Origin of the sequence: Streptomyces sp. NPDC101165 (assembly GCF_044768135.1) — a bacterium.
In the GTDB taxonomy this organism is placed as follows: Bacteria; Actinomycetota; Actinomycetes; order Streptomycetales; family Streptomycetaceae; genus Streptomyces.
Map to the genome: position 1 here is coordinate 301,761 of NZ_JBIWPG010000012.1, position 17,858 is coordinate 319,618.

22 protein-coding genes are annotated in these 17,858 nt (G+C 69.2%); 12 read left to right on the forward strand and 10 right to left on the reverse strand.

Features of this window, described 5'->3' with window-relative positions:
• Window positions 1-23: 23 nt before the first annotated feature.
• Entirely contained in the window at window positions 24-974 is a 951-nt protein-coding gene (locus ACIRVH_RS27015) for a LysR family transcriptional regulator (RefSeq protein ID WP_403957882.1), read from the forward strand.
• 32 nt (window positions 975-1,006) lie between these two features.
• The gene (locus ACIRVH_RS27020) at window positions 1,007-1,828 is read left to right on the forward strand and encodes an alpha/beta fold hydrolase (protein ID WP_403957886.1); all 822 of its coding nucleotides are present in this window, start codon (window positions 1,007-1,009) and stop codon (window positions 1,826-1,828) included.
• A 110-nt stretch (window positions 1,829-1,938) separates the two neighbouring features.
• On the opposite strand, the gene ACIRVH_RS27025 is transcribed toward ACIRVH_RS27020, so the two are convergent.
• Window positions 1,939-2,226, reverse strand: coding sequence for a hypothetical protein (locus tag ACIRVH_RS27025; RefSeq protein ID WP_403957888.1), 288 nt, complete (start codon window positions 2,224-2,226; stop codon window positions 1,939-1,941).
• Between the two features lie 351 nt (window positions 2,227-2,577).
• On the opposite strand from ACIRVH_RS27025, the gene ACIRVH_RS27030 reads away from it, so the two are divergent.
• Both ACIRVH_RS27030 and ACIRVH_RS27035 read left to right on the forward strand, forming a co-directional pair.
• Window positions 2,578-3,150, forward strand: coding sequence for a TetR/AcrR family transcriptional regulator (locus ACIRVH_RS27030; protein WP_403957891.1), 573 nt, complete (start codon window positions 2,578-2,580; stop codon window positions 3,148-3,150).
• A 38-nt stretch (window positions 3,151-3,188) separates the two neighbouring features.
• Window positions 3,189-4,154 carry an alpha/beta hydrolase gene (locus tag ACIRVH_RS27035; RefSeq protein ID WP_403957894.1) on the forward strand — a complete coding sequence of 322 codons (966 nt, stop codon included), beginning with the start codon at window positions 3,189-3,191 and terminating at the stop codon, window positions 4,152-4,154.
• Window positions 4,155-4,174: 20 nt separating this feature from the next.
• Here the strand turns inward: ACIRVH_RS27035 and ACIRVH_RS27040 are convergent, their stop codons facing one another.
• Window positions 4,175-4,759, reverse strand: a complete 585-nt coding sequence (locus ACIRVH_RS27040) for a PadR family transcriptional regulator (RefSeq protein ID WP_403957897.1) — start codon at window positions 4,757-4,759, stop codon at window positions 4,175-4,177.
• 490 nt (window positions 4,760-5,249) lie between these two features.
• Here ACIRVH_RS27040 and ACIRVH_RS27045 point away from each other — a divergent pair, with 490 nt between their 5' ends.
• From ACIRVH_RS27045 to ACIRVH_RS27055, 3 genes are all read left to right on the forward strand, one after another.
• Complete coding sequence (locus tag ACIRVH_RS27045; RefSeq protein ID WP_403957900.1) at window positions 5,250-5,423, forward strand: hypothetical protein; 174 nt, start codon at window positions 5,250-5,252, stop codon at window positions 5,421-5,423.
• Window positions 5,423-5,665 (forward strand): hypothetical protein, encoded by a 243-nt coding sequence (locus ACIRVH_RS27050; RefSeq protein ID WP_403957902.1) that lies wholly within the window; start codon window positions 5,423-5,425, stop codon window positions 5,663-5,665. Before ACIRVH_RS27045 ends, ACIRVH_RS27050 begins: the two co-directional genes overlap by 1 nt.
• 243 nt (window positions 5,666-5,908) lie before the next feature.
• Complete coding sequence (locus ACIRVH_RS27055) at window positions 5,909-6,115, forward strand: cold-shock protein (RefSeq protein WP_403957905.1); 207 nt, start codon at window positions 5,909-5,911, stop codon at window positions 6,113-6,115.
• Between the two features lie 256 nt (window positions 6,116-6,371).
• Here ACIRVH_RS27055 and ACIRVH_RS27060 read toward each other — a convergent pair whose 3' ends face one another.
• Together ACIRVH_RS27060 and ACIRVH_RS27065 are read right to left on the reverse strand one after the other, a co-directional pair.
• Window positions 6,372-6,848, reverse strand: a complete 477-nt coding sequence (locus tag ACIRVH_RS27060; RefSeq protein WP_403957908.1) for a hypothetical protein — start codon at window positions 6,846-6,848, stop codon at window positions 6,372-6,374.
• Between the two features lie 206 nt (window positions 6,849-7,054).
• On the reverse strand, window positions 7,055-7,519 hold the full coding sequence (locus ACIRVH_RS27065) for a GNAT family N-acetyltransferase (RefSeq protein WP_403957911.1): 465 nt from the start codon (window positions 7,517-7,519) through the stop codon (window positions 7,055-7,057).
• A 270-nt stretch (window positions 7,520-7,789) separates the two neighbouring features.
• On the opposite strand from ACIRVH_RS27065, the gene ACIRVH_RS27070 reads away from it, so the two are divergent.
• Complete coding sequence (locus tag ACIRVH_RS27070; protein ID WP_403957914.1) at window positions 7,790-8,167, forward strand: hypothetical protein; 378 nt, start codon at window positions 7,790-7,792, stop codon at window positions 8,165-8,167.
• Window positions 8,168-8,239: 72 nt separating this feature from the next.
• Here ACIRVH_RS27070 and ACIRVH_RS27075 read toward each other — a convergent pair whose 3' ends face one another.
• The 5 genes from ACIRVH_RS27075 to ACIRVH_RS27095 form a co-directional block, all read right to left on the reverse strand.
• Entirely contained in the window at window positions 8,240-8,425 is a 186-nt protein-coding gene (locus ACIRVH_RS27075) for a hypothetical protein (protein WP_403957917.1), read from the reverse strand.
• A complete protein-coding gene (locus tag ACIRVH_RS27080) occupies window positions 8,412-9,065 on the reverse strand; it encodes a DUF6338 family protein (RefSeq protein WP_403957920.1) in 654 nt (217 codons plus the stop codon). The genes ACIRVH_RS27075 and ACIRVH_RS27080 overlap by 14 nt, the downstream gene beginning before the upstream one ends.
• On the reverse strand, window positions 9,062-10,117 hold the full coding sequence (locus tag ACIRVH_RS27085; RefSeq protein ID WP_403957923.1) for a hypothetical protein: 1,056 nt from the start codon (window positions 10,115-10,117) through the stop codon (window positions 9,062-9,064). Before ACIRVH_RS27085 ends, ACIRVH_RS27080 begins: the two co-directional genes overlap by 4 nt.
• Window positions 10,114-13,629 carry a CHAT domain-containing protein gene (locus tag ACIRVH_RS27090; protein ID WP_403957926.1) on the reverse strand — a complete coding sequence of 1,172 codons (3,516 nt, stop codon included), beginning with the start codon at window positions 13,627-13,629 and terminating at the stop codon, window positions 10,114-10,116. The genes ACIRVH_RS27085 and ACIRVH_RS27090 overlap by 4 nt, the downstream gene beginning before the upstream one ends.
• Before the next feature lie 832 nt (window positions 13,630-14,461).
• Window positions 14,462-15,244, reverse strand: coding sequence for a TIGR03084 family metal-binding protein (locus tag ACIRVH_RS27095; protein WP_403957929.1), 783 nt, complete (start codon window positions 15,242-15,244; stop codon window positions 14,462-14,464).
• Window positions 15,245-15,530: 286 nt separating this feature from the next.
• Between ACIRVH_RS27095 and ACIRVH_RS27100 the strand changes: the two genes are divergently transcribed.
• Complete coding sequence (locus ACIRVH_RS27100; protein WP_403957931.1) at window positions 15,531-15,785, forward strand: transposase; 255 nt, start codon at window positions 15,531-15,533, stop codon at window positions 15,783-15,785.
• On the opposite strand, the gene ACIRVH_RS27105 is transcribed toward ACIRVH_RS27100, so the two are convergent.
• Window positions 15,703-16,050, reverse strand: coding sequence for a transposase (locus tag ACIRVH_RS27105; RefSeq protein ID WP_403957934.1), 348 nt, complete (start codon window positions 16,048-16,050; stop codon window positions 15,703-15,705). The two genes, ACIRVH_RS27100 and ACIRVH_RS27105, sit on opposite strands and share 83 nt — an antisense overlap.
• Window positions 16,051-16,257: 207 nt before the next feature.
• Here ACIRVH_RS27105 and ACIRVH_RS27110 point away from each other — a divergent pair, with 207 nt between their 5' ends.
• The 3 genes from ACIRVH_RS27110 to ACIRVH_RS27120 are packed head-to-tail and all read left to right on the forward strand — an operon-like array spanning window position 16,258 to window position 17,826.
• The gene (locus tag ACIRVH_RS27110; RefSeq protein ID WP_403958018.1) at window positions 16,258-16,632 is read left to right on the forward strand and encodes an SAM-dependent methyltransferase; all 375 of its coding nucleotides are present in this window, start codon (window positions 16,258-16,260) and stop codon (window positions 16,630-16,632) included.
• Window positions 16,556-16,732, forward strand: a complete 177-nt coding sequence (locus ACIRVH_RS27115; RefSeq protein ID WP_403958024.1) for a hypothetical protein — start codon at window positions 16,556-16,558, stop codon at window positions 16,730-16,732. The genes ACIRVH_RS27110 and ACIRVH_RS27115 overlap by 77 nt, the downstream gene beginning before the upstream one ends.
• Window positions 16,729-17,826 carry a hypothetical protein gene (locus tag ACIRVH_RS27120; protein ID WP_403957937.1) on the forward strand — a complete coding sequence of 366 codons (1,098 nt, stop codon included), beginning with the start codon at window positions 16,729-16,731 and terminating at the stop codon, window positions 17,824-17,826. The genes ACIRVH_RS27115 and ACIRVH_RS27120 overlap by 4 nt, the downstream gene beginning before the upstream one ends.
• Window positions 17,827-17,858 lie beyond the last annotated feature (32 nt).

Sequence of the window (17,858 nt, forward strand, 5' to 3'; positions counted from 1 at the left end):
GTATGACTCCGGAGGGACCGACCGTGGACGTCAAACAGCTCAAGGCCCTGGTCACCGTCGCCGAGGTGGGCAGTGTCACGCGGGCCGCCGAGCTGCTGCATCTGGTGCAGCCTGCGGTCACCCGGCAGATCCGGACGCTGGAGCAGGAGCTCGGCGTCCCCCTCTTCGAGCGCACTCGTCAGGGCATGCGGCCGACGGAGGCCGGCATGATCATGGTGGACCGCGCCCGCCGGGCGCTGAACGAGCTGGAGCGGGCGCGCGCCGAGGTGCGTCCCGTCCCCGGTGCGGTGACCGGGATCGTCACGGTGGGCCTGCTCGAGAGCACCTCAGAGCAACTGGCCGAACCACTCGTGAGTGCCGTGGCCCGGGAGCACCCGGGGATCGAACTGCGGCTGATGACCGCCTACTCCGGGCATCTGCAGCAGTGGCTCGACGACGGGGACATCGACCTGAGCCTGCTGTACAACCTGGACAGCACGCCGTCGCTCAACGCCCGTCCACTGGTGCGCGAACACCTGTGGGTGGTCGCTCCCGCGGCGGCCGGTCTGCGGGCCGGCCGTCCCGTCCCGTTCGCCGAGGCTGCCGCCCACCCGCTCGTGATGCCCGCCTCCGGCCACGCGCTGCGCGTCCTGATCGACGCCGCCGCGGGGCGGGCCGGGGCCGAGCTGGACGTCGCCGTCCAGACCAACTCCATGCGGGTGCAGAAGCAGCTCGTCCTGGCCGGGCACGGCTGGACCGTCCTGCCCGGCGTCGGTGTCGCAGCGGACCTCGCCGCCGGCACGCTGAGCGCCGCGCCGCTCGCCGAGCCCGACGTGTGGCGCTCCATCGTTCTGGCCACCCCGAGATCCGGGCGCACACCGCCCGCGGTGGAGGTGGTCGCACGCGAGTTGGTGCGGCAGATCCGCGCCGAGGTGACCAGCGGCGGCTGGCTCTCGGCTCAACTCCAGGGAACCGACGCCAACGAAGCCCAGTGACCCACACCCCCAGCTTGCACCGAAAGGCCGTCATGTCCGACACCGAGTCGCCGCTCCCCACCTACGCCCGCGCAGAGGACGGCACCGCCCTCGCCTGTCAGCGCCGCGGGGCCGGCTTTCCGCTCGTGCTGCTCGCCGGGCAGGCGAACAACCACCACTGGTGGGACGGCGTACGCGAGGACTTCCACGGCACACACTCCACGATCACGTTGGACTACCGGGGCACCGGAGCGAGCGACAAGCCCCAAGGCGGCTATTCGACACGGCAGTTCGCCGGGGACGTCATCGCCGTCCTCGACCACTTCGGCATCGAGCGGGCAGACGTCTACGGCACCTCGATGGGGGGCCGGGTCGCCCAGTGGGTGGCCGCCGACCATCCGGAGCGGGTACGGCGCCTGGTGCTCGGCTGCACCTCACCCGGTGGCCCGCACGCCGTCGAACGCGACACCTCGGTACGGCTCGCGCTGGCCCAGTCCGACCCGAGGGCCGCCCTGCATGCCCTGATCGACCTCATGTACTCCCCCGCCTGGCGGGCCGCCCACCCCGGCCCCTACAACACCCTCTGCGACCCCGACATGCCGCCGCACTCCCGGCACGGCCATCTGCTCGCCAGCAACCGGCACGACGCCTGGGACGCCCTGCCCGGTATCAGCGCGCCGACGCTGATCCTCCACGGCGACCAGGACCGGATGGCCCCGCCGGACAACCTCGCCCTGCTGGCCGCCCGCATCCCCCACACCCGGACGCACCTGTTCCCCGGCGCCCGGCACGCCTACTTCGAGGAGTGCCGCCCCGAGGCGAGCGCGCTGGTGGCGGCCTTCCTCGGAGATGCGGAGCAGTCAGGCGATGAGTAGTCAGATGAGGAGTAGCCATACGGGCAACGCACGGCGGGAGCACCCCTTCCTCTTGTTCTGCGGGACTCAGGAAGTCGCCGCCGTCCGACATTGCTCACCGGCCGGTGGCGTCAGGCGCGTTCCCGCTCGCTCGTCTCCTCGACGGCTGCGGCCCGCGTGCGACGGCGGCTCAGCAAGGTGCCTCCCACAGTCACCAGGCCGATGGCGATGACCTTGGAGGCCACGTAATAGCCGGAGGCCGGCTCCTCCGGGGTGCCGGGCAGCCGGAGAAAGACCCACGCTGCCGCGAGACCCCCGAAGACGATCAGTGCGACAGCCCCCCAGGTCCCGAGATCCGCCCACCAGGGCTCCGGGGCGCAACCCCGCTCGTCGGTCTGCTCAACGTCCTTGTCGGCCACGGTCTGTTCTCCTGAGTACGGGGTGGCGGTCGCGCGGGAAGACGCGGGCCCGGCGCAGAAGGTTCATCGGGCAAGAACCCGACCTGACCCTCGCGGCGCTTGCTGGACAACGTCCACTTCGGCGAGACCGGGATGCAGCTCAGCAATACCGGCCTCGGCACCGATCTCGTCGCCGTCGCTCAGGACGTCGGGGCATCCAGGAAGTCGTACGGATCACCGACCCGCCGCAGACCGAGGACCTCGCCGTACGGATCGAGGCGCGTGCCGCGACGACGTAGGCGAGCACCGTCAGGGAGCGCCCCCCTCTTGATCAGATTTACGCTCTTGCCGTTGAGTGTTAAATTCGTAGACATGCCGAAGGTCCCACTCGCCCAGGCCGTGCTCGACGCCGCCTATCGCTGCTTCTGCCGCAACGGATACCGCCGCACCACGATCACCGACATCGTGGAAGAGGCGCAGCTGTCGCGCCCGACCGTCTACAAGTACGTCGGGACCAAGGACGAGGCGATCGTCAAGGTCGTCCAGTCGCTGTTTGAGCAGGCCCTCGCGGCAGCACAGGCCGCGGCAGCCACGCCGGGCACGCCCGCGGAGAAGACTCTCGCCGTGCTCACGGTGAAGCTGGAGGTCGCCGTCCGGCTCTGGCACGACAGCCCCGCGCACGCCCGGGAACTGCTGTCCGCCGCCACCTCACAGGCACCCGAGCTGGTCACCGCCTACACCGACGGCCTGGCCGGACTCCTGACGTCGGCCCTGGCCGAGACCATCCCGGACACCGCGCGGCAGGCCGCCGCCGTACTACTCACGTTCACCCGCGGCCTGGAGGACGACCTGCGCGACATCGAAGCGGCTCGCCTCGAACTCGAGGCGGGCGTGCGGATGATCACCCGAGGGGCGCTGAGTCGCCCCGCACCACCGCCGGCCTGACCCGACAGCAGGCCGCACCCAGCCGGAAGGCCCCCACCATGCCCACCTCCGCCCCCGTGCACTACCGCGACCAGCAGGCCTGGCGCGATCTCCAGCAGTTCCTGCCCGCCCGCCTGCGTCTGGCCGACGACACGGCGCCCGAGGAGGAGTTCTGGACCTGGCGCGGACACCGCGTCCATCTCGACCGCTACCCCAACCCGAAGGCCGGGGCCAAGGTCGTCCTGCACCACGGCGTAGGCACCAACGGACGCCAGATGTCCCTCATTCTGGGCGCCCCACTCGCCCGGCGCGGCTTCGAGACCGTCGCTCTCGACAACCTCGGCTACGGCCTCACGCAGGTCAGGCCGGGCACGACGCCCTCCTACGACGACTGGGTCGACCTCGTCGTCGACTTCCTCGCCTTCGAGCAGTCGCGCGACGACCGCCCCATCGTGCTCTACGGGCTGAGCGCGGGCGGCATGCTCACCTACCACGTCGCCGCCAAGGCCCCTCGCGGCACGCTGCGCGGCATCGTCGGAATGACCTTCCTCGACCAGCGCGACCAGCAGGTTCGCGACGAGACCTCCCACGACAGGCTCACCGCCCGCGCTGGCGCCCCCCTCATGGGCCTGCTCGCCAAGACGCCGGCCGCCTCGATGAAGTACCCGATGAGCCTGGCATCCAAGATTTCCGCGCTCGCCAACGACCCCTCCGCCATGAAGGTCCTCATGAAGGACCGCACGTCCGCCGCCAACTGGGTCAGCGTCCGTTTCCTGGACCGCTACCTGAACTACGTTCCCGCCGTGGAGCCGGAGGACTTCGACGCCTGCCCGGTCCTGCTGACCCAGCCCGCCGAGGACCGCTGGACCCCGCACCATCTGAGCGTGCCGGTGCTGTCCCGCATCACCAAGGTGCCGGTCGACACGGTCCTGCTGGACAACGCCGGCCACTATCCTCTCGAAGAACCGGGCCTGCGGCAGATGCAGGACGCCATCGCCGACTTCGTCACCAAGCACACCCGCTGACGCGAAAAGCCGGCAGCGGCTCAGGAACCCTCGGCCCGTGCGGCAAGTGCCGCGGTGCGCTGGTCGAGCCGCTTCAGAGCGACCTCGCCCCACCGGAGGTTGTCCTGCTCAAGTGACAGGCCACGCAACAGGGTGAGGTAGGGGCCGATCCGTTGGGCGGTGGTGAAGTACTCGTCCTCGGTGCGTCCGGCCAGCAGCCGCTCCCGCATACGCTCGAAGCGGGCGACCTTGGAGGCGGCGAGTTCCATGCGCTGGGAGATCGCCGCACGGACGGCCTCGAGATCGCCGACATCGACACACTGGACCTTGACCAGCAGTTCGTCCCTGATCGCGGTCGGCTTGGCCGGAGGTTCGGTCGTGTAGGCGTGCACGGCCGCGAATCCGGCCTCGGTGAGCGAGAAGAGCCGCTTGTTGGGCCTGCGCTCCTGCTGGACGAAGCGAGCGGCGACGAGGCCCTCACTCTCCATGCGCTCCAACTCGCGGTAGATCTGCTGCGGCGTGGCCATCCAGAAGTTGGCGACCGAGGACTGGAACCCCTTCGCGAGGTCGTACCCGGACGCCTCACCCTCCAAGAGTGCGGCCATCACCGCGTTACGCAGAGCCATGGAGGTCAATTTAGCACCGGATGATAATATTCAACTGGTTGCATATTCGCATCCGGTGTCTGGCTGCGACCAGGCGGGATCCGCGGCCCGCTCGTTCATCGCTGTGAAGAGGGTGCGATCGACGTCGTCGCCGCGGCCGACGGTGCCCAGCTCGGCTGCGAGATCGCCGATCGGCTCGAGCGGATGGTCGACCTGGTCGATGACCAGGGTTGCGCCTTCGGCGAGCCGCTGGTGCAGCTCGACCGGATGGACACGCTGAAGCCGCGCTCGCCGTGACCCACGAACTCGCCGTCCCGCCCGCCACACTCAGAACGGCACAGCAGTTCCCCACTTCAGGGCTCGGCGGCCAATCAGGGCAGTGATCGCGCGGTTGCCTCCCGCGAGGCAACCGCGCTCCCGTTCGGGACACGCCCCGCCTGCCGCCTTCATAGGCTGTCGCCATGGAGTCGTCTGCCCCGCCGAAGTCCTGCTGCTCGTAACCGTCAGCACGGTGCCCGGAACCGAACCGAATGTCCTGGGCCAGCGGCTCGCCGACGCCGTTATCCACCTTCCGGTGCCCGCAGCGGTGGTGATCGGCGCCGGTGAAGTCCCCGCGGATATCCGCGAACGCACCCGGGAACTCGCCGAGCGCCAGGGAATGGCGATGGCGCCGCAGACCTGGTGATGTACTTCGCCCGCCTCTGGCTGCGACCCGGCACAGCACTGTCCGCGCACGCCATCGAGATCGCCATCGCCTGCCGACGCCTCTGGGAGCAGCACCTACGCGGCGCCGACCGCTCAGGCATGACGGACCTGACCTGCCTGCCCGCCCCAGATCCGGACAACTGGCTCCGCGGCGCCAAGTCCTGCACCTCGCTGGCGGCAACGACCAACGCCCCGGCAGGCCTTATCTCGGATGCCTTATGAGCCGGCCCGGCCCCCAGACTGTGCCCGAACGACGGTGATCTTGTAGGGGTGTCACCCGTGTGGGTGGGTCCGGGGTCGTACAGCTGCGCGGGGCCCCTGGGGCGCGCCCGGTGTCCCGTCGCGCTGAACATGGAGCCGGGCCGTAGCCGTATCGGCTCAACTCAAACGATCGCAGGATTCGTCGCTGCCCTGTTCCGGGGACTGTGGATCAGGCAATCAACAGCGAGCGTGCGGGGACGTGCCATGGCTACCGGAACCGTGAGACATTTCAACGACGCCAAGGGATTTGGATTCATCGCCCAGGACGTCTGCGGCCCGGACATCGTCGTCCACTACTCCCAGCTTCAGCCGCCCGGGACCAGGCTCGTGGAAAACACCAGGGTCCAATACGACCTGGGGACGGGATCGAAGGGACCGCAGGCGCTGAACGTCATCACCCTGGAGCAGTAGGCATCGGCAGCGTCAGATCGTGCGGTAAGCCGATGTCGGCACTTTCCGCACCTCAACTACTCACACATTACGTTCTGGACAGGAGTCCCGGCGCGGTCGGATCGCGGGGCGTTCCCCGCCGTGACGCTCCAACTCCGGGAGAGGTGAAGCGAGACCCCAGCGGGATCCGGCAGCTTGGACGGACATCGTCGATACGTACATAGCTGCGGTCCCAGCAGCACTCAGCGGCGCTGCCGCCCTCGCCGCGTGGCAGGTGTCACAGCAGTCGACCCCCTGAGACTTCCCGGACGCAGGCTATGTACTCTTCACGATCGAATACAAAGCTGAGAGGTTCCGAGAACCAGTCGACCGGCTCACCGATGTGCCGGGGAAGAGGCCGCTGCGGCGAGAATTCGGTGTTGTTCAAGCCAAACCGCCGCCATCGGACAACGTCATTAGCTGCAATGACCTCAACGATGACACACGTGCATGCGAAGTCGTAGTCATCGGGACATAGCAGGATTGGCAGTTCACACGTCAGCCCCTGAAGCTTGGTGCGACTCCGCACGTAGTCGAACCCTGCCTGGCTCTCAACATCGGCACCCCACCAGTGCAGCCACGCCGGAACCAGACCGTCGAGGTCCGGCTCGTGAAGGCGGGTGGCAAGGAGCGTGTCCAACCGCTGGCCATTCACGAACACGTGCGCAAATTCGGCGCCGGACAGAGCTACGCGGCCAGGCAGGATCCGATCCATTACTGCCTCATTTTTCAAGGAAGGTCACGAAGAAACTACTGAACTTGATTGAGTGATGTCGGGGCCGCTCGCCGGACGGCGGCGGGCCGGCTCCGGTAGCTCTGGGGCGTGAGGTACGCGCAGGGCGATGGGCTGACCGATGCACTCAGCGAAGAAGTGTCCTCCGGCTCGACGCCTGCCACCGTCCGCAATGACCTGTGGTCAGTTCACCGTGCCTCCAACAACTCGGTCGGAGACTGGAACCCGGATCGGCGGTAGAGCGGGACACTGCCTTCAGACGGCCAGACGATCAAGACGTCCATGCCGCTGCCCTGCGCATGCCTTCTCAGAGCTTGAAGAAGGGCTGCCCCGAACCCTCGATTGCGGTGTTCAGGCACCACGTAGAAGTTGGTGACGTAGCCGACCGGGGTGTTGTCCTCGTAGGGCTCCGGCATCCTCTCCACCAGGTGGAGGAAGACATGCCCGCAGATCTTGCCGTCGCTTTCGGCGACCCAGGCCAGCCAGCGTTTACTTGCGAGCCGGTCCCGGATCCAGTCCTCAGCGTGTTTCATGGGACGAACCGGCTCGGAGAGGTCCCCGTCATGGTCCTCTTGCTTGAATGCCCAGCGCAGACGGGCCAGTACTGGCGCATCAGCCGCGTCAGCCTCGCGCACGTTGACGTCTGTGATCATCACGCAATTCTCGCGCACCCCGTGTTGTCGCGCTCGCAGTTTTCTAGGCTCAGCTCCATCAGCCTGCCGGTAAGCCGTCCATGATCGGTCCGGTGGCGGCCAAGCAGCCGTCGACCAGGTCCGGGCGGTACTGGATCTGCTTGAGCCGGTGCTTCACGGCCCTGGTGATGTGACCGAGGTCAGCAGCGGCCAGATTGCCGATGTCGCGCTTGACCAGGGACCAGCGCCTGGTATCTGGAACTGGATCTTGTAACGGGGCAACGGAATCTCGTGACCGCAATCGTCCCTGACGAGGATCCGGCACGAGATCCGACGGTGTGCTTCAACCCGCGCGTAGGGCACGTGGACGTCCCCTACGAGGTTATGCGCTGGTTCATGCGCCAGGTCGATGAAGAGATCCGTACCTCCCGTGCCTGGATGCGGCTGAGACCCGAGCTCGTCGAGATCATCTACCAACTCCGTCAGGAGCACATGGGCGTCATCGACGATGACGACTTTTCTCAGGTTCTGGCGGAGGTGCGCGCTACGGTCCCGGAGGCAGACCTCCCCGCCGTTCTGGAGGCCGCCTTCGGGCGGAATCCTGACGGCACCGCCATGGACCATCCGCAAGCGCCCCGGTTTGCAGACGGTCAAGGAGACAGGCCCTGAGGGCGCCCGGGCCGAGGCTCCCGGTCCATGGCGGTCCGGCGGGCGCCGCCAGGAACCGCGCACGCGGTCACATCAGTGCGGCGACGTGTCGCCGTCCCGTTCCACGGTGGTGGAGACACCGGCCGGTCCCTCCGGAGGCAGGACCTGGTCCTCGGGCACGTCCTCCTTCTTGGGATGGTGGGTGCCCCGCGGCGGGCCCGCCCAGCTCGCGAAGTCGTCGTCGAGTTCCTCATAGTCGGCGGCGTCAGACTGCGTCATCGGCGTCTCCTCGCGTGTCGCGGCGCGGTTCGTGGAATTCCAGGAGGTCGACGTCGGCGGCCCGGACGTACAAGCCGGCCGTGCCGCTCATCCGTGGTCCGAAGGTGCCGTCCGGCTCCATCCGGTACTGGGACTCCAGGTAGAGGTCACCGGGCTGCGGATAGGCGGAGGCACGCGAGCGCGTTCCGTACCAGCCGCCGACCCAACCGCCGTTCTTCAGCCGGACCCGGACGAAACACGCCCCTCGGTCCTGGAAGAGAGCGTCCCACGCGGTGGGGGTCCCCTCGTGCACGGCGGCACGCCGACGCCGGATCCAGTACGCCTCCGCCCACGCCACCAGCGTCGGCACAACGACGACGAGAAGCAGCAGCCACAGCCCGGCCTCCCGCGGCTGCTCGGCGACACCGGTCACAGGCCGCTTCCCCCCGCCCCGCAGCAGACGTATCAGGTGTGGACCGACGGTGATCAGATATGCGGCGTCGAGCAGGACTCCGACGGCGAGGGCGCGCACAAAGCGGTTGTTCACCTCCTGCTCGGCCTCGCGGATCCCGAGGAGCCGCTCCCTCGCGAAGAGGTAGGAGGTGCCGGGCAGAATCAGCAGCACCAGGATCGCGAGCTGCTGGACGGTACTTGGTGTCATGGTCCGCTCCCCCGCTCGCGCGCGCTGACGGCCGCGTTCCGGGCCAGCGTGCTCAGTGCGCCGAGGTCCAGATGATAGGCACGGGTCTTCACCCACTCGGCCAGGGACGGCTTGATCAGCTCCACTTCCTGCCCGGCCCGCTTCATCAGCTCGATCGTCGCCGGCTCATCGTCCTCGTGGAAGGCGAGCTGGGCGCCTACGAGCAGCAGGAATGCCGCCAGCAGGCGTTCCCGTGGCCGGGCGCGCCGCTCCAGCAGGGCCAGGGCACGGGAGAAGCACGTCCTCGTGCGCGGCACGATGCCCCGCAACGCGCTCTCCACACCGTCGTCGACCAGAGCGCGCACCTCGCGCAGGGTGCCGGGGCCGAGCGGCGGTGCGTCCGCAGGGTCGCCGATGCGCCGGTCCGCTTCGAGCAGGAGCCGGGTCGTCTCCCGCCGCATCGACCGGGCGCCCCCGAGCGACTCGGTCAGCACCAGGACCCGGTCCAGGACGGCGATCGCGTCCGCCACCTGTCCGCGGTCGAGGAGCGCCTCCCCGAGCAACCGGGAGGCCCGCGCGGTTTCCGGCTGCCGGTCCGCCGCCTCGAAGACGGCACGGCACTCCTGGAGGAAGGCGAACTCGGCCTCCCCGGTCGGCCGCCCGGCCTCCAGCGCCAGCAAGGCGTTCGCACCGGCCTTGAACAGCGTCTCCTCGTCGCCGCCACGGCGTGCGTGCGTCCAGCTCTCGAGATACGCGGCGAGGCCCTTTTCGAGGTCACCTGCCTGGCTGTGAGCGACCCCGAGGTTGAGCAGGACGTGGCCGAGCAGCGCCGGGTCGTCCGTCGCCCGGCCCCTGGCGATCCGCTGTGCCCGCAGCCCTGCGGCGAAGGCCTCGTCGTAGCGTTCTTCCATTGCGTAAGCCAGGCAGAGCGAGCCCAGTATGGAGGCCACATCCCTGTCCGAGACCGTGCGCCGGACGGCCGGGGTGTCGACGAGCGCGAAGCGTGCGACCCGTTCGTAGGCGGGCATGTGCAGGAAGTCGGCCGCGGTCGTGTCCGGCACCTCGGTCATCATGCCCCCACCATGCTGAAGGGTGCCCACAGGAAGGGGTGCCGGAAGGGACGCGCCGGCACGCGGCGGGACATCAGCCGCCGGCGGATCTCGGCGGGGAGCCAGTGCAGGCCCAGCAGTTCGGGCACGGTGGCCGAGCGCAGCCACAACTGGGCCCACCGCAGCGCTTGTGTGGGCGATTCGGCAACGCCGGGCGGTGTGCCGTACGGGGGCGGCTCGACGCCATGGCCGAGCAGCCGCCGGTAGAACGCGATCATCAACAGCACGGCCGCGGTGTCGTTCGTCCTCCAGCGCGTGCAGACGACGCCCGCTCCCCCGGCCAGCAGGATGCCGGTCGGCAGCCCGATCGCCTCGTCCGGCAGGCTGGGGTCGACGAGCCCGGTGTCACAGGCCGACAGGGTCACCAGCCGGGCCCGCTCCAGCGGCCGGGGACGTGAGTTCAGCAGGTCGGCCAGGGTGATGCGCTCGCCGCCGAGGTCGAGCCTGGAGGCGAGCGGATCGGTCGGGTCGTAGGCGCCGTGGCATGCCAGGTGGACGTGGCTGCCGCCGGACAGCGCGTCGACCAGGTCCCCTTTTGTGCACCCGTCCTCCGCCCCGGGCGGATCGCCGGTGACGTCCCGGCTCTCCCCCACCGCGGCGAACAGCCGCCGCAGCGTCTCCACCTCCTGCGCGGCGAGCAGTCCTCCGTCCTGGCCCGGGGTGGACGCCGCCACGAGAAGGGGTTCCGACAGCGGTGCAGCGGCCCGGTGTCTGGCCGCAAGGAGCAGTCGCACCGACGGTGCGTACGCGACCGCACATGTCGCAAGCAGCGGCTCGCCCGTCGAAGGAAGGTGCGCGGCGTGCAGGGGCAGATGGGCGGTAGGGCCACAGGCGATCACGACCACGCCGGTCGCCGTGCCGAGCGCCACGGCGACGGGTCCGATCAACTCCTCCCCGAGCCGCGGGAGCAGCTCCCGCAGCTCCCCTCCCTTCTCGGCTACGGTTGCGGCGAAGGCGTCGGCCAGCGCACGGGCGTCCGCGGCGGTCAGCGTGGACTCCACGGCTTCGACGCGGAGCCCGGGATCGCTCTCGTGCCGGACGATCAGGGACAGGCTCCCGTTCTTCGTCGCGGCGATGTAGCAGAGCGGCTCTCCCGGTCGTGCGGCCCCCAGGATGTCGGTCCGCGTCGTCTCCCGCAGGAAGGACTCCATACCCGGCAGCGCCCTGACCCGAGCCAGGGCGGCGGCCAGCTCCGCCCTGGCTTCGTCGAGAACTCCGCCCAGCTCGTACTCGGCCGCCTCCAACTCCCGCCCGCCGTCCCGCGGGGCTCCCTGGCGGCTCAGCTCACGGTTACGGGCCTCCAGGGTCTGTACGGTTTCGGCGGCTCGCACGTAGGCGGTGTGGGTCTCCGGGTCCGTCTGCGCCAGCCGGTGAAGCTGGTCGTGATCCGGTGACAGGGCCAGATTGAAGTTGCGTGTTCTGCCGCGCTCCAGGCAGAGCAGCGCCTCTTCCAACCGGCCCGCGCGAGCGAGTGCGTAGGCGGCTCGCTGATGCAGATCCCCGGCCGAGTTCAGCTGCAGCTCCCGCGAGGAGCTCACCAGGCAGGCACGGAACAGCTGTTCGTCCGCCTCTACGGCCTGCTGGTACGCGTCGGCCGCCGCGGACCATTCGGTCCGTTCCGCGAGGGCGTCACCAAGCTCTTCTGCCGCGGTTCGCAGCAGGCCGCTGTGCCCGTAGGCACGCTCCATCGCTTCCCGCAGAACGGACAGCTCCCGCTGACGAAGTTCGTCCTCCCGCGAGGGGTCCAGCTTGCGACAGACCCGGCACGCCAATGCCAAGGAGATGAGCTGAAAGCCGAGTTCGAACCCGGTCGGGAGACCCTCGTAGGCGGCGACGGCGTCTTCGATGTGCCCCAGACCCCGCCGTGCCCTGGCGGCAGGCTTTTCCGCCTCGGCTCTCTCGGCCTGCTCGAGCAGGGCCCAGCCGAGCTTGGACATGCTGCGTGCCCACAGGTGGGGAGCGGTGTCCTTGTGGCGGTTCACGAGGGCGGCCTCGTGGCAGCGGATCTCCTCGTCGTACTCGCCGAGTTCGCCTGCGACGACGGCCAGCTTGTCGTAGGTGCTGGAGGCCTCGCCGCGGTCGCCGACCCGCTCGTAGACGGCGAGCGCCCGCAGCAGGTGCTCGCGTGCGCGAAGGCTGTTCTCCCGGCTGTCCCCGCGCATTCTCTTGGAGAGTGAGACCGCCAGTCGGGCCTGCGTGTTGGCCCACTGTTCGGGGTCGGTCTCTTCCGATTCGACGGCGTCCAGCTGCTCGTACAGCCGCACCACATGTTCCCTGTTGACGGCCGGGTCGCCTTGTTGCCGTACGTTGTACGCGCCGGCGAGGAAACTCTGAGCGTCGCACCAGAGCTCCTTGTCCCGGGCGGGGTCGAGCCGGGCGACGACCGGTTCCAGCAGGCCGATGGCCTCTTCGATCTGGCCGGGTGCGGACTGAGTGCCCTGATCGATCAGCACCTTCGCCAGCTCGCTGCGGACACGTGCCCACGTCCCGGTATTGCGCTCCGGCTCTGTCTCTTCCAGAGCCGCCCGCAGGTGCCGGATGGCCAGCTCCTGGTTGGCGTGGACGTCGCCCGTGTAGCGCTGGCCATAGGCGCGTGCCAGCTCGTATCGCGCTATGGCCCAGCCCTGCGGGTCCTCCTCCCTCGAAACGCTGCGCGCTCTGCGCAGCAGCAGGCCGATGGCCCGTTCCAGGCCGATGACGTCCTGCCCGCGGTTCACACTGCTCAGCATCATGCCCAGCGTCATCTCCAGGTCACCCCGCAACTCGGGCTGGTCACGGTCGCCCAACAGCTCCAGCGCCCGCTCCGCCAGACGCGCCAGCTCCTCCGCGAGCGGCCTGTCGCTCAACGACCGGCCGAGCCCGGCACGCCCGGACGCCACCAATTCGGCGCCGATCCGCAGCACTTCAGGCGGTGGTGCCGAGCGCCGGGGCTTGACCCTGCACATGCGCGGCCCTCCGCCCGCCGAGGCGCCGCGCGCAGTCGGCCCCAGCACTCCCCGTGCCGCGTCGAACGGCACGGACAGGACGCCGGAGTTCTCCGCCTCCTCCGCACTCACCGGCCCCAGCCTGTCGAGCAGCGCCTCCACGTAGAGCTTCTTGTTGGCCTCGTCCTGCTCAGGCGGGGTGTGGGGTGGATAGAAGTAGACCAACTGCCCAGTCGCCTCGCCGCGGTACACCAACAGTGGGAAGAACCGGGCCCTTCTCGCGCCACAGGACGGACAAGTGACCGACGGCACCTTGCCCTTGATCACTCCCTGCACCAAGTCCGGCCGCGCCAGGGCGTCGACGACCATGTACGTGTCGTCCTGGACGTCTTCGCCGCACCTGCGGCACTGCCAATCGTGCCTGATCCGAACCGAGTAGTTCACCGGCCCCCCAACCGACGTCACACGCTCCGAGTGAGGCCCCCCGTGCGCACCGGAGGTCCTCGGGGTGCAGCCGCCGAACCACAGACGCACCGTCACCCGCTGCCCCACTGTAGGGACACACAGTGACAGCCGCCGCGTGAACCCGTGATTCCGCCATCGGGCGCCTCACGTGGGCTCCCGATGCCTCCCCGCGCACCACCGAGGAGCGACAGCAGGTCGGCGCACTAGGATCCGTTTTCGAACAGATCTTGCCCAGAGCAGGGACGCGTGAGGCTGACCGCCGCTTCGTACGAGGTGGCGGTCTTGTCGTACCTGGTGGCAAGTCCGCGGGAGCCCTTGAGCCGGTTGAAGCAGCGCATGCCCGGAGTTGATCAGGAACCAGCGAGCATGCCTCACGGTCGGGCCTCACGAGGCCCACGCAGGTTCGAATCCTGCCCTCTCCGCCAGTACGCTTCCGGATGCACGCCTCAAGTTTGCCGATCGGTGGTCGCTGGTCTGCTCGTCACTGGCGTAGCAGGCGCCGTGTCTCCAGCCGCCAGGCGGTGTGCTCGAACGTCGAGAACAGCCGGTCGAACTCGTCGCCGGCGTTGATGAGCCGGGGCGCTCTCGTACCGCGGCCCGAAGTCCACCAGCGTGTTACGCGGCACAACGATTGCAACCTCATCCGGGCCCACCTGCTGCAGCTGGGCCAGATCGGCGGGGTCGATGAGTGGGGCCCCTGGACGATGACCTCCCCAGTGTCGAGGTCCTCGTGGACGCTGGGGAAGCCACCGCCGCCTGAGAGCCTGTCGGGTGGCCAGCTGATTACGCCGACATGAGCCGCTGACGGCCTCGGAGTTGTCGCACTGGCACACACCACGTGATCGGGACCGTCGCCGTGTCTGGAGGGCAGATCGCAACCGTCACGCGTCTCGCATGACCCAGGCACCCCGACACGCTTTCAGAGGAAGACGCGCGCCACCTCCAGCCACTTCTGGGCGTCCTCGCCGGTCGCCGTCATGTTGGTCTCGGACCAGGGGCGACGCCGGGTGACACACAGACAGAAGTCGATGGCGCCGCCCTGCACCCGTTGCGCGGCAGCCTCGGGGCCCCACACCCAGGTCCTGCCGTCAGGTGCCGTCAGCTCGACGCGGAAGGAGTCCGCCGGCTCAGGCAGTCCGACGGCGGCGAAGGACAGAGCCCGCCCCAATACCCCCAGCGACGCCACGTGCTGCAGTCGATCCGTCGGGCGGTGTGCCACGCCCACAGCATCGAAGACGTCCTGCCCGTGTGCCCAGGTTTCCATCAGACGAAGGGGCGCCATCAGGGCCGGGGTCACCTTCGACATGTACCAGGGGAATGCGTGATCCCATGGCGTGTCGCGCAGTGCCGCCGCCAGTTCCGCTCGACCGGCCCGCCACTCGTCCAGGAGTACCGACCGCGGTTTGGCCGCTCCCGCGGCGGCGGCCTTGTCTGCATACCCGCTGCCTTCGGCTTCCGCCCGCCCGAGCTCGGCGCCGAACGCGTCCGGAGTGCGTAAGGCGCTGAGTGCGTTCGCGTCCGCCCACGCGAGGTGGGCTATCTGGTGGGCGACCGTCCAGCCCGGCGCCGGTGTCGGTATGGACCAGTCCTCCACTGCCCTGACCAGGACGTCGAGCTCGTCGCCCTCAGCCACCAGCGCGGACAGGACACCGGCGTCATCTACATCGGGTACGGCGAGGTTGTAGTTCAACATGGGCGCCATGGTGCCACTCCCTCCTGGCCAACGGCGGAGACGAAGTGTGGGGGCAGACTCCGATGTCGCCGGAGTCTGCCCACTCGGTGGTGGGGGCCGTGGCACCACGGGACCACCGTGCTTCCTCGACGACGGCGCAGAGCGTGTCGGGCCGGCTGGTCATGCGAGACGCGTGACGATCGCGATCTGCTGTCCAGGCACGGCGACGGCCCCGGAATGATCACGTGGTGTGTGCCAGTGCGACAACTCCCAGGCCGTCAGCGGCCCGTGCTGTCCGTCCAGCCTGACCTATGAGATGTGGGAGGTCATCGGGCCGCTCCTTCCCGTGCGTAACCTGCGGAAAGGCGGTGGGATGCGTAAGTACGGAGACCGATTGGTGCTCGACTCGATCTTCTATGTACTGCGCTCGGGCTGCCAGTGGCGGATGCTCCCGCGCGACCTGATGCCCTGGTTCGACGCCGAACCGCTCATGGTGAGCATCGATGAAACGGATCAGCGCGGCGTTCGGGGGTCGAGCTCCGCCACGAAAGAGAGGCAGCCGCGGCCTTGAGGGTCTCGTTCGCCCACCGCAGCTCGGCGTTCTCCTTTTCCAGCTGCCAAATCCGCACGGACTCGTCACGGGCGTCAGCAGCCTGCGGGGCAGCCTGGGCATCGTGCTTCTTCACCCAGTGCCGCAAGGCTTCGCGATGAATGCCGAGCAGGTCACCGACCTCACGGATGATCCCCGGCCGTCCCGGGGTCTCGCGCTGCTTGTCTGCGACCATCCGCACCGCTCGCTCGATCAGCTCCGGTGGGTACTTCCGCTGGGCAGGCACGGACGCATCGTTCCAAGCATCAGCGCTCTCTACCGAGCCTGGAGAGGTTCACTCTCGGCTGCTCCGGGAGGTGTCCACCCACCGGTTCCTTGGGCTTGCGCTGCCGCTCGCGATGGGGGTCGGCGAGCCGTGGCCACGCTGCTTCTTTGATTTTGTCCCGGCCCCAGCCGGTCACCTGGGAGACCTCACCGAGTCGTGGTCTTCGGCGTGGGGCTGCCCACCCAGGTGGGCGTGCACCAGATCGCGCAGAGCATCGATGTGCGCTGCCGGATCGTCTACGCGGATGATGATCCGCTGGCGCTGACCCACGCCCGGGCCTGGTGGGAACGGCCGCGGCGCACCCTGGTCCTGCGGGCCGGGCCCGAACAGGCGGCCCAGCTGCTGCTGGACCCTCGGTTGCGCGCCCGGATCGCCCCTGCGCTGCCCAGGGCGGTGTTGTTCGTGTCCGCCGACCTCCGCAAAGGCAACCCCGACCCTGTCGATAGGCCTGCAGGAGCTCCCATGGGTGATCCGTGGCGCGATGCTGGACGGCCTGGTTGCCGCCGCCATGCTCACGATGGGTCGGCTGCTGCCAGCGCCTGACAGCCCCGCGTTCCGCACCGCTTTGCGCTCGTCGAGCTCCATCGCCCCCGCTGCGCGCATCATCAAAGGAGGGGAGGCCGTCGACGAGGAGTGGCGATGAGGTTGTCGTTCCTTGAACCCCTCTACGCGGAGCCGGGCCCGTTCGCCTCCGTGTACCTGGACACCTCCCGAAACGTCGAGCATCCCGAGCGGGCGATCGCGCAGCGCTGGCGACGGCTGCGCGAGAGCCTGTCCCGTCAGGGCTCGGACCGGGCGCTGCTGAACGTACTGGAGGAGGTGGTCGGCGCCGACACAGAGGTGCCGGGGGTCCACGGTCATGCCATCTTCGCCGCCCACGGCACGCTCGTCCTGGACGGGGAGCTGCCCAGGCCACCGGAGCACGACTCCGCCCGCTACAGCACCCTGCCGGACGCGATGCCCCTGGTCACCCAGCACCTTCCGGAGATCCCCTACATGGCCGTAGTCGTCCACTACGGCGGCCTTCCGACGGCCGAGACCCACGGCTGGGTAACTCTGGAGGCGGAGACCGGCGCCTGGCCCGTGTCGACCGTCACCCCGGGTGAGCGGATCCACTACAGGGTCGCGGTGGCGACCTGGCACCGTACCTCCCTCCGGCTCGGTCACCGGCTGGACGAACGGGCGCGGCGCGCCCATGCCGACGCCGTCGTCGTGGGCGGGGACGAGTGGGCGTGCAACGTACTGATCCGCCGACTGCCGCACAGCCTGCGGGACAAGGTCGTACGCGTGGGCGGCCGAACCCCGACCGACACCGGACGCGCCCTGTTGGAGCCGCAGCTCGACGGCGTCTTCCGCGGCCGTATGGCCGCGCACGACCGGGAACTCGTGGACATCTTCATCGGCCGGCGTGCCCTGGACGGACCCATGACGGACGGGCTGGCCGCCACCGTCGCCGCCCTCCAGCGCGGCCAGGTCGCGGCACTGCTGCTGAACCGGCCGCCAGGGTCTTCGCTGCGGCTCTGGACGGGCTCCCAGCCCACTCAGCTCGCCCTGACCGAGGCGGAGCTGATGTCCTTCGGCGTGCGGGCCCCGCGCGAGGAACGCGGCGACGAGGCCCTCGTCCGGGCCCTCGTCGGCACCGGTGCCGAGCTGGTCGTCGTACCGGAGAGCGAGCTGAGGCTGTACGAGGGCGTTGGCGCCCTGCTGCGGTACACCGACCCGGGGACCCCGTCCTGACGCCGCTGCGCTGCGCCTTCCGGATCATGGGT

Bases quoted from the DNA above. Each gene is read 5' to 3' on its own strand.
- ACIRVH_RS27020 (WP_403957886.1), top strand. From the start codon at position 1,007: ATGTCCGACACCGAGTCGCCGCTCCCCACCTACGCCCGCGCAGAGGAC.
- ACIRVH_RS27030 (WP_403957891.1), top strand. From the start codon at position 2,578: ATGCCGAAGGTCCCACTCGCCCAGGCCGTGCTCGACGCCGCCTATCGC.
- ACIRVH_RS27035 (WP_403957894.1), top strand. From the start codon at position 3,189: ATGCCCACCTCCGCCCCCGTGCACTACCGCGACCAGCAGGCCTGGCGC.
- ACIRVH_RS27040 (WP_403957897.1), bottom strand. From the start codon at position 4,759: ATGGCTCTGCGTAACGCGGTGATGGCCGCACTCTTGGAGGGTGAGGCG.
- ACIRVH_RS27050 (WP_403957902.1), top strand. From the start codon at position 5,423: ATGTACTTCGCCCGCCTCTGGCTGCGACCCGGCACAGCACTGTCCGCG.
- ACIRVH_RS27055 (WP_403957905.1), top strand. From the start codon at position 5,909: ATGGCTACCGGAACCGTGAGACATTTCAACGACGCCAAGGGATTTGGA.
- ACIRVH_RS27060 (WP_403957908.1), bottom strand. From the start codon at position 6,848: ATGGATCGGATCCTGCCTGGCCGCGTAGCTCTGTCCGGCGCCGAATTT.
- ACIRVH_RS27065 (WP_403957911.1), bottom strand. From the start codon at position 7,519: ATGATCACAGACGTCAACGTGCGCGAGGCTGACGCGGCTGATGCGCCA.
- ACIRVH_RS27075 (WP_403957917.1), bottom strand. From the start codon at position 8,425: ATGACGCAGTCTGACGCCGCCGACTATGAGGAACTCGACGACGACTTC.
- ACIRVH_RS27080 (WP_403957920.1), bottom strand. From the start codon at position 9,065: ATGACACCAAGTACCGTCCAGCAGCTCGCGATCCTGGTGCTGCTGATT.
- ACIRVH_RS27085 (WP_403957923.1), bottom strand. From the start codon at position 10,117: ATGATGACCGAGGTGCCGGACACGACCGCGGCCGACTTCCTGCACATG.
- ACIRVH_RS27095 (WP_403957929.1), bottom strand. From the start codon at position 15,244: ATGGCGCCCATGTTGAACTACAACCTCGCCGTACCCGATGTAGATGAC.
- ACIRVH_RS27100 (WP_403957931.1), top strand. From the start codon at position 15,531: ATGTGGGAGGTCATCGGGCCGCTCCTTCCCGTGCGTAACCTGCGGAAA.
- ACIRVH_RS27120 (WP_403957937.1), top strand. From the start codon at position 16,729: ATGAGGTTGTCGTTCCTTGAACCCCTCTACGCGGAGCCGGGCCCGTTC.